Origin of the sequence: Pseudonocardia sp. SID8383, assembly GCF_009864975.1 — a bacterium.
Lineage (GTDB): Bacteria > Actinomycetota > Actinomycetes > Mycobacteriales > Pseudonocardiaceae > Pseudonocardia > Pseudonocardia alni.
Window position 1 is genome coordinate 1 of sequence record NZ_WWFY01000447.1, and the last position, 9,036, is coordinate 9,036.

9 protein-coding genes are annotated in these 9,036 nt (G+C 71.6%); 3 read left to right on the forward strand and 6 right to left on the reverse strand.

Annotated features, from left to right (window positions below):
- A partial coding sequence (locus GTW08_RS10830; protein WP_202416993.1) for a sensor domain-containing protein occupies positions 1-800 on the reverse strand: 800 nt, incomplete at its 3' end.
- A 139-nt stretch (positions 801-939) separates the two neighbouring features.
- Between GTW08_RS10830 and GTW08_RS10835 the strand changes: the two genes are divergently transcribed.
- Both GTW08_RS10835 and GTW08_RS10840 read left to right on the forward strand, forming a co-directional pair.
- Positions 940-2,097, forward strand: coding sequence for an acyl-CoA dehydrogenase family protein (locus GTW08_RS10835; RefSeq protein WP_073574140.1), 1,158 nt, complete (start codon positions 940-942; stop codon positions 2,095-2,097).
- A gap of 196 nt (positions 2,098-2,293) precedes the next feature.
- A complete protein-coding gene (locus tag GTW08_RS10840; protein WP_073574141.1) occupies positions 2,294-3,253 on the forward strand; it encodes a hypothetical protein in 960 nt (319 codons plus the stop codon).
- 171 nt (positions 3,254-3,424) lie between these two features.
- Here the strand turns inward: GTW08_RS10840 and GTW08_RS10845 are convergent, their stop codons facing one another.
- Positions 3,425-3,823, reverse strand: a complete 399-nt coding sequence (locus tag GTW08_RS10845; RefSeq protein ID WP_062395961.1) for a cytochrome c oxidase subunit 4 — start codon at positions 3,821-3,823, stop codon at positions 3,425-3,427.
- A 17-nt stretch (positions 3,824-3,840) separates the two neighbouring features.
- A complete protein-coding gene (locus GTW08_RS10850; RefSeq protein WP_073574142.1) occupies positions 3,841-4,791 on the reverse strand; it encodes a cytochrome c oxidase subunit II in 951 nt (316 codons plus the stop codon).
- Between the two features lie 294 nt (positions 4,792-5,085).
- On the opposite strand from GTW08_RS10850, the gene asnB reads away from it, so the two are divergent.
- Positions 5,086-7,032, forward strand: a complete 1,947-nt coding sequence (asnB, locus tag GTW08_RS10855; RefSeq protein ID WP_043282739.1) for an asparagine synthase (glutamine-hydrolyzing) — start codon at positions 5,086-5,088, stop codon at positions 7,030-7,032.
- Positions 7,033-7,098: 66 nt separating this feature from the next.
- On the opposite strand, the gene GTW08_RS10860 is transcribed toward asnB, so the two are convergent.
- The 3 genes from GTW08_RS10860 to GTW08_RS10870 all read right to left on the reverse strand — a co-directional run.
- Positions 7,099-8,064 carry a carbohydrate kinase family protein gene (locus GTW08_RS10860; protein WP_346009891.1) on the reverse strand — a complete coding sequence of 322 codons (966 nt, stop codon included), beginning with the start codon at positions 8,062-8,064 and terminating at the stop codon, positions 7,099-7,101.
- Between the two features lie 94 nt (positions 8,065-8,158).
- Complete coding sequence (locus GTW08_RS10865) at positions 8,159-8,530, reverse strand: HesB/IscA family protein (protein ID WP_062395963.1); 372 nt, start codon at positions 8,528-8,530, stop codon at positions 8,159-8,161.
- A gap of 125 nt (positions 8,531-8,655) precedes the next feature.
- On the reverse strand, positions 8,656-9,036 hold a 381-nt coding region (locus GTW08_RS10870), incomplete at its 5' end, for a glycerate kinase (RefSeq protein WP_161151845.1).

Below are 9,036 nucleotides of genomic sequence, written 5' to 3' on the forward strand. Positions count from 1 at the left end.
AGCGCGGCGGTCTGGTTGGTGAGCAGGCCGCGGGCGAGCAGGGCGCGCACGTCGGTCAGCCAGCGCACGACGGTCGGAAGGGTCATCAGCAGCAGGACGCCGAGCCCGGTGTTGAGCGCGACGTCGCCGAGGGTGGAGTCGATGCCCGTGATCGAGCCGAACAGGGTCCAGTTGTTCGGCCCTCGCGGCAGCGACCACTGCCAGAACACGTAGAACAGCCCGCCCAGGCCGGTGACCGACCACACCAGCGCGATCGCCGCGGTCACCGTCCGCACCGGCAGCGCGGTGACGGCGTGCGCGACGTCGCGCCAGCTCTGCGGGTCGGCCAGGGCCCGGAACAGCCGCCCCATCAGCGAGCGCCCGCGGTTGGGCCGGTAGTGGTGCGGCGGGAGCGGGCCACCGGTCGCGGCCTCGGTGGCCCGGCGCTCCAGCTCGGCGAACCCGCGCGCCGCGGCCAGCAGCCCGACGGTGATCGGCAGCCCGATCCAGATCACGAACGTCCCCGCGCCCAGCACCAGCCCGACCAGGACCACGACCCCGCTGACGACCGCCAGCGGCAGCCCGGTCAGCAGGTAGGCCATCTGGGCGCCCAGCCGGGTGCGCCCCGGCCACGACGACGGCCAGCCCGGCGGGTGCGGCAGGTGCAGGCCGCCGTCGCGCAGCAGGTACTCGCGCAACGCGCCGTTGCCCCAGCCCTCCAGCGCGCGGACGAGGTGCGGGTCCAGGTGGCTGCCGCCCGGCTCGTCGGGGGCGGGGCGGGGGCGGGTGGCGAGGTCGCGGTCGGCCGGCTCCTCGGACATGCGGTCCTCCTGCTCGGCGCGGCACGGGTGCACCCCGAGGATAGGCGGTGACGAACACCCCGCCGGGGTCGCGTGGGACGGGGGCGACATGGTGAGCTACCCCTCGGTAACAGACGCGACGACGCGAGAAGGTGTGCCCGTGGACCCCGCCGACCTCACCGACGTCCTGGACTCCGTCCGTGACTTCATCCGCACCGAGGTGGTGCCGCAGGAGGAGCGGATCGACGCCGAGGACGCCGTCCCCGAGCGCATCGTCGCCCAGTGCAAGGAGATGGGCCTCTACGGCTTCACCATCCCCGAGCAGTACGGCGGCCTCGGCCTGACCGCCTCGCAGGAGGTCCGCCTCGCGTTCGAGCTCGGCTGGACGACCCCCGCGCTGCGCTCGCTGTTCGGCACCAACAACGGCATCGCCGGGCACGTGCTGCTGGAGGGCGGCACCGAGGAGCAGAAGAAGCAGTGGCTGCCCCGGCTCGCCTCCGGCGAGGTCACCGCCTCGTTCGGGCTGACGGAGGCCGACGCGGGCTCCGACCCCTCCTCGCTCACCACCCGGGCCGTCCGCGACGGCGACGGCTGGGTCCTCAACGGCTCCAAGCGCTACATCACCAACTCCCCCGTCGCCGACGTGATCATGGTGTTCGCGCGGACCGACCCGGACGCCCCCGGCAACCGCGGCATCTCCACCTTCCTCGTCCCGAAGGGCACCCCCGGCCTCTCGGTCGGGCCGAAGGACCACAAGATGGGCCAGTTCGGCGCCTGGACCGCCGACGTGTACCTCGACGACGTCCGCGTCCCGTTCGAGAACGTCGTCGGCGGCGAGGAGGGCATCGACAAGGGCTTCCTCGTCGCCGCGAAGTGCCTCGCCCACGGCCGGCTGCACATCGGCGCGGTCTGCGTCGGGATGGCCGACCGGCTGGTCCACGAGACCGTCGAGTTCGCCCGCACCCGCGAGCAGGGTGGCAAGCCGATCGCCCGGTTCCAGCTGGTCCAGGGCCTGGTCGCGGACTCGGTGACCGACGCCCGCGCGGGCCGCGGCCTGGTCCTCGACGCCGCCCGCAGCTTCGACGACGGCACCGACATGGTCTCCGGGCCCGCTGCCGCGAAGTACTTCTGCTCGGAGATGGTGGGCCGGGTCGCCGACCGCGCGGTGCAGGTGCACGGCGGGGCGGGCTACATGCGCGGCGTCGCCGTCGAGCGGTTCTACCGCGACGCCCGGCTCTTCCGGATCTACGAGGGCACCAGCCAGATCCAGCAGGTCATCATCGCCCGCGACGCGCTCGGCCGCGCCGCCCGGGGCTGACCGCACCCCGCGCCCCACACCGCCCCCGCACCACACCGCCCCCGCCCTCCGGGTAGCTCCCAGGGTCACTCTCGTAGCGCTCTAAGCCACGAAAGTGACACTCGGGGCAGCTCCGGGCGGGAGCGGCGCGAGGATGGTTGTCCACAGGGGAGGAAGTCGTCCCGGTTGCGGGGCCGGACGGGGGCACGCTGGTCGGGTGCCCCGACGCAGCGCTCCCTCACCCGCTGAGGTCCTGTCCGAGCTCCGCGAGCCCGTCGTCCCGGTCCGTGAGCTCGAGAGGCTGGGCCTGGACCGCCGGACGATCGCCCGCCGCTGCCGGCCGGGCGGGCCGTGGCGCAGTCTCTGTCCCGGGGTCGTCAAGCTGTCCAACGGCTCCGTGGTCCGTGACGACCGGCAGCGGGCAGCGCTGATCGTCGCTGGGCCGGACGCGATGCTGACCGGGCTCGACGCCTTGCACCTGCACGGGGTGCGCACCGCGCCGTCGCCCCACGGTCCGGTGCACGTGCTCGTCCCGCACGACCGTCGTCGAGGGAGGTGGTCGGTGGTGCGGACGGAACGGACGCGGCGTCTGCCGGTCCCGGGGGCACGCCGGCACCCGGTCGCACCGGTGGTCCGCGCTGCGGTCGACGCGGCTCGGTGCTCCCGCGATCGCGACTTCGTCCGGGACCTGTTCGCCGATCTCCTGCAACACGGGCACGGCACGATCGACGAGCTCCGGGAGGAGCTGGCTGTCTGCAGCAGCCGGGGAGTCGCCCTGCCCCGGGCGGTCCTCGGCGAGATGACCGCGGGAGTGCGCTCCGTGGCCGAGGCCAGGGCGCGGAAGCTGGTTCTCCGCAGCGGTCTGCCGGTGCCGCGGTCCAACGTCCGGCTGACCGACCGGCGTGGCGTCCTGATCGCCGTCGTCGACTTCTGGTGGCCGGAGGCGGGTCTCGCCTGGGAGATCGACTCGATCGAGTTCCACCTCTCCCCGGAGGACTACGCCCGCACCGTGCGCAGGCGGGCCGCGCTCAGCAGGCACGGTGTCGTCGTGGTCCAGACGCTGCCGTCCGACCTGCGACGACGACCGGCCGAGATCGTCGACGAGCTACGTCGATGTCACGCCCGCGCTCTCGCCCAGCCCCGTCCCGACGTCGTCCACCTCGACGACGCCGCCTGAGCCGCGGGGCGGCCCCGGAGGTGCCCCCAGGGGAACTCTCGTAGCGCTCTAAGCCACGAGAGTTCCCCTGGGGGCAGGCCCGGAGGGCCGCGGACGTGAGAGGCAGCAGCCGGGACGACGAAACGGCCCCGCCCGGGGATCCCGGGCGGGGCCGTCGTGTGCTGCGGTCGATCAGTGGGCGGCGGGGCCCCGGTGGTACTCGAACACCAGGCCGCCGACGGCGATCAGCACCAGCGTCATGCCGATGACGATCATCCAGGCGTACCAGAAGGCCACACCCAGGGCGGCGAAGGCGGCCGCGGCGGCCAGACCCAGCGGCCAGTAGCTGCCGGCGGAGAAGAAGCCCACCTCGCCGGCACCGTCGGACACCTCGGCCTCGGGGTTGTCCTCGGGGCGCTCCTCGAGGCGGCGGGAGACGAACCGGAAGTACGTGCCGACGATCAGCGACAGACCCGCGGTCAGCCACAGCGCGGTCACGCCGACGACCTCACCGGCGATGAACATGTACGCCAGCGCGGCCAGGATGAAGAAGCCGGTGACGATCTCGAAGAGCCGGGACTCGATCTTCATGGGGTGCGCGTCCTCCCTCAGCCCGTGACCTGCGCGGCCAGCTGGCCGCGGTCGGTCGAGAACGGCTGCGTGCTGATCGCCTCCGGCGCGCACCACTCGCCGCAGTTCAGCGCCTGCAGCGCCTCGCCGGTCGAGTAGGCCTGCCCGGTCTGCGGGTTGGTCTCCTTGCGGAGCTGGATGTACCGGTCGAACAGCGCGGGCTCCAGGGCACGCACCTCGAAGTTCATTTGGGAGTGGTACGTGCCGCACAGCTCGGCGCAACGACCGACGAACGCGCCCTCACGGTCGATCCGGTCGATGATGTAGCTGTTGTCCTGCTCGTTCCGCTCCGGGAACGGGAAGACGTCGCGCTTGAAGAGGAACTCCGGCACGTAGAACGAGTGGATCACGTCGGGCGAGCGCTGCGTGAACTGGATCGACCGGTCGGTCGGAAGGACCATGATCGGGATCGTGTCGCTCGTCCCCAGCGTGCTCACCGGGCGTCCGCCCTGGCCGGCCTCGTCGGGGTAGGAGAACTCCCAGTTCCACTGGAACCCGACGATGTCGACCCGCAGGTCGGCCGGGCCACCCGCGGTCGGGTTCTCCTTGTCGATGTAGTTCTGCACGTTCACCGTGAAGCCGAAGAGCACGGCCACGATGACGGTGGGGATCGCCGTGAAGACGAGCTCGACCGGCAGGTTGTACTGCGTCTGGCGCGGCAGCGAGCCGTCGTCGTCCTTGCGCTTCCGGTGCAGGATCATCGCCCAGAACATGGCGCCCCAGGTGATGACACCGACGACCAGCGCCGCGATCGCGGACCAGGTCCACAGGTTGCGCATCGACTCGGCTTCGGGGGTCACCCCCTCGGGCCACCCGAACCGGATGACCTCCTGGACCGAGCAACCGGCCAGAGCCGGAGTCGCCAGCAGGCCGACCACGGCCACCTTCGCCGCCCGGGCGATCCGGGAGCGGCCTTCGGTTCGGGCCACTGCACGCCGCCTTCCTGTCGTCTCCTGCGTACGCCGCACTGCCAGCACGTTCTTCCTTGCTCCGCCGTCACGACACCGCGGTCGAAGGGGATCATGTGCCACCCGTATGGAGCACCGTCTTCGACCTCGCGTAGAGCCTAGACGAACCCCGGTCGGGCCGCGCCCCCCGGGGGTTCCCGGACAGGGCGTGAACGTCGTCACCGCCGCAGGGGAAACAGGCAGTCTCGCAGCGGGAAGACCGTTTCGCACCGGGGCGCGCGAGACCCGTCCGGCTGACTCGGCATACTGATCGGTGTGTGCGGACTGCTGGGATTGCTGACCGCCGGGGCGGACGCCGCGACCCGGGTCGACCCGATCGCCGACGGGCTGCGCTGTGCGCGGCATCGGGGACCCGACGAGAGCGAGACGTGGAACGACCACGACCTCGTCCTCGGGTTCAACCGGTTGTCGATCATCGACGTGGACCATTCCCACCAGCCCCTGCACTGGGGGCCGGTGCCGGGCGAGGACACCCGCTACACCATCGTCTTCAACGGCGAGATCTACAACTACCTCGAGCTCCGCGAGGAGCTGATCGAGACCTACGACGCGGCGTTCGCCACCGACGGCGACGGCGAGGTCATCGTCGCGGCGTTCCACTACTGGGGCCCCGACGCCGTGCAGCGCCTGCGCGGCATGTTCGCCTTCGCCATCTGGGACGTCGTGGAGCGCGAGCTGTTCCTGGCCCGCGACCCGTTCGGCATCAAGCCGCTGTTCCTGGCCACCACCCCGGTCGGCACCGCGTTCGCCAGCGAGAAGAAGTCGCTGCTGTCCCTGGCCGGTGAGCTGGAGATCGGGCTGGACCTGGAGCCGGCCGCGCTGCAGCACTACCTGACCCTGCAGTACGTGCCCGAGCCGATGTCGCTGCACCGGATGATCTCGCGCGTCGAGTCCGGCACGCACGTCACCGTGCGCCCCGGCGAGGAACCGCTGCACCAGCGCTACTTCGCGCCGAAGTTCATCTCGCTGCCCAGCCACGCCCCGGCCAGCGCCGAGGCGGAGGCGATCGTGCACGGCGAGATCGCCGACGTGCTGCGCGACTCGGTCGCCAAGCACATGCGGGCCGACGTCACCGTCGGTGCGTTCCTGTCCGGCGGGATCGACTCCACCGCGATCGCGGCGCTCGCCAAGGAGCACAACCCGAACCTGATCACCTTCACCACCGGGTTCGAGCGCGAGGGCTACTCCGAGGTCGACGTGGCCGCAGAGTCCGCCGCCGCGATCGGCGTGCGGCACGTGGTCCGCACCGTCAAGCCGGACGAGATGATGGAGGCCCTGCCGCTCATCATCTGGTACCTCGACGACCCGGTCGCCGACCCGGCGCTGGTCCCGTTGTGGTTCATCGCCCGCGAGGCCCGCCAGCACGTCAAGGTCGTGCTGTCCGGCGAGGGCGCCGACGAGCTGTTCGGCGGCTACTCGATCTACCGCGAGCCGCTGTCGCTGTCGCCGTTCGAGAAGGTCCCCGGCACGCTCAAGCCGCTCATGCGCCGGGCGTCGCGCAAGATGCCCGAGGGCATGCGGGGCAAGGACCTGCTGCGCCGCGGGTCGCTGTCGATGGAGCAGCGCTACTACGGCAACGCCCGCATCTTCCGCGACGACCAGCTGCACGAGGTCCTGCGCGGCTACGACCCGCGGGTGTCGCACCAGGACGTGACGGCGCCGCACTACTTCGCCAGCCACGACTGGGACCCGGTCGCCCGGATGCAGCACGTGGACCTGTTCACCTGGCTGCGCGGCGACATCCTGGTCAAGGCCGACAAGATGACGATGGCGCACTCGCTGGAGCTGCGGGTGCCGTTCCTCGACCCCGAGGTCTTCGACATCGCTTCGTCGCTGCCGCAGTCGCAGAAGATCACCCACGGCTCGAACGGCACCACGAAGTACGCGCTGCGCCGGGCCTGCGAGGGCATCATCCCGCCGCACGTGCTCAACCGGCCGAAGCTCGGCTTCCCGGTGCCGATCCGGCACTGGCTGCGCGACGAGATGTACGCCTGGGCGCGCGACATCCTGCAGAACTCCGGTGCCGGGCACCTGATCGACCTGCAGGCCGTGCACCGCATGCTCGACGCGCACCGCGAGGGCCCGGTCGACCACTCCCGCCGGATCTGGGCGGTGCTGGTCTTCCTGCTGTGGCACGGGATCTTCGTCGAGAAGCGGATCGTGCCGGAGGTCCCGACCCCGACCTACCCGGTCAAGATCTGAGCGGTCCCGCATGACGGACGGGCCGGCACCCCTGAGGGGTGCCGGCCCGTCGGCGTCCGGAGGGGGTCAGGCGGGCAGGACGGCGCGCAGCTCGTCGGCCGCGGCCTCGCCGAACGCGTCGGCCAGGCGGGTCAGCGCGGCGTCGCGGTCCCAGGTCCACTCCTGCGGGCCGTCGGACTCCAGCACGTAGGTCGCGATGAGCGCTCCCAGCTGCGCCGAGCGCTCGACCGACAGGCCGCCGCCGAGGGCGGTCAGGAACCCGGCGCGCCAGGCGTCGCCGACACCGGTCGGGTCGACCTGCTCGGTCGGCGCGACGACGTCGACGCGGGTCTCGGTGCCGTCGGACTCCACGATCACCGCGCCCTTCTCGCCGAAGGTGGTGATCCGGGTGCCGACCTTCGCGTCGACCTCCTCTGCGCTCCAGCCGGTCTTCTTGAGCAGCAACTCGTACTCGTAGTCGTTGGTGACCAGGTACGTCGCGCCCTCGATGAGGCGGCGGACCTCGGGGCCCTCCATCCGGGCGAGCTGCTGGGAGGGGTCGGCGAGGAAGGGGTAGCCCTGGGTGCGGCACTCGTCGGTGTGGCGCAGCATGGCCTCGGGGTCGCTGGCACCGATGAGCACCAGGTCGAACCCGCCGACGCGCTCGGCGATCGGGGCGAGCTCGATCTCCTTCGACTTGGCCATGGCGCCGGTGTAGAACGACGCGATCTGGCGCATGTCGTCGTCGGTGGTGCAGACGAAGCGGGCGGTGTGGACGTCGTCGTGGGTGTGCACCCCGGAGGTGTCGACACCCAGGTCGTCGAGGACCTGTTTGTACTCGGCGAAGTCGGCACCGACGGCGCCGATCAGCACCGGGTTCTGGCCGAGCACACCGAGCGCGAAGGCGATGTTGCCGGCCACGCCGCCCCGGCGGACCGTCAGGTCGTCGACCAGGAAGCTGACCGAGATCCGGTCCAGCTGGTCGGCCAGGATCTGCTCGGAGAACTTCCCCGGGAAATGCATGAGGTTGTCGGAGGCGATCGAACCCGTCACGGCAATAGGCACACCGGGGACCCTACGTCACTCACGGCGAAGGGCCCCGCCGGAGATCACCGGCGGGGCCCTTCGGAGGTGCTGCTGTGCGACGTCAGTTGAAGCTGTCGCCACAGGCGCAGGAGCCGCCCGCGTTCGGGTTGTCGATCGTGAAGCCCTGCTTCTCGATGGTGTCGACGAAGTCGATCGTGGCGCCCTGCAGGTACGGGGCGCTCATCCGGTCGACGCCGACCTTGAGACCGTGGAAGTCACGGAAGAGGTCACCGTCGAGCGACCGGTCGTCGAAGAAGAGCTGGTAGCGCAGGCCGGCACAGCCACCGGGCTGCACGGCGATGCGCAGGTGCATGTCGTCGCGGCCCTCCTGCTCGAGCAGGGTGCGCGCCTTGACGGCAGCGGAGTCGGTCAGCTCCACGCCGTGCGTCTGCTCCGTGGTCGCGCCCGCGTCCAAGGTGTTGTCAACGGTCATGACTCTCCCAACAACGTGCGTGGTCCGCCCTGTTCCCACCGGGCGTCGGAATCCATAGTACGACGTCGGGCCGGTCCGCATCCGTGCGGAGACCGTGCGAATCGCCGACGGACGGGTGACGGGGCTCACCGGCTCCAGCGCGGTGCGACACGCTCCGCCAGGTCGGCGAGTGTCCCGGCCGGGTCCGCCATCGAGGCCTCCAGGCCGAACTCCTCCGCCACCCCGAACGCCGCGTCGACCCCGGCCGCCGCGGCCTCCCGGCGGCCCACACTGACCTGACCGGCCAGCACCACGCACGGCGTCCCGCGGTCGGCCGCACCCCGCGCGACGGCGGTGATCAGCTTCCCGCGCAGCGACTGCCAGTCGAAGCTGCCCTCCCCCGTGACGGCCAGGTCGGCGGCGTCCAGCTCGGCGTCGAGGCCGACCAGGTCGCGGACCAGTCCGGCTCCGGACTCGACGCGCGCGCCGAGGGCGAGCAGCGCGGCGCCGAGACCACCCGCGGCGCC

What these genes read in the sequence shown, in the direction of transcription:
- GTW08_RS10845 (WP_062395961.1), bottom strand. Translation starts at nt 3,823, where the DNA reads ATGAAGATCGAGTCCCGGCTCTTCGAGATCGTCACCGGCTTCTTCATC.
- GTW08_RS10865 (WP_062395963.1), bottom strand. Translation starts at nt 8,530, where the DNA reads ATGACCGTTGACAACACCTTGGACGCGGGCGCGACCACGGAGCAGACG.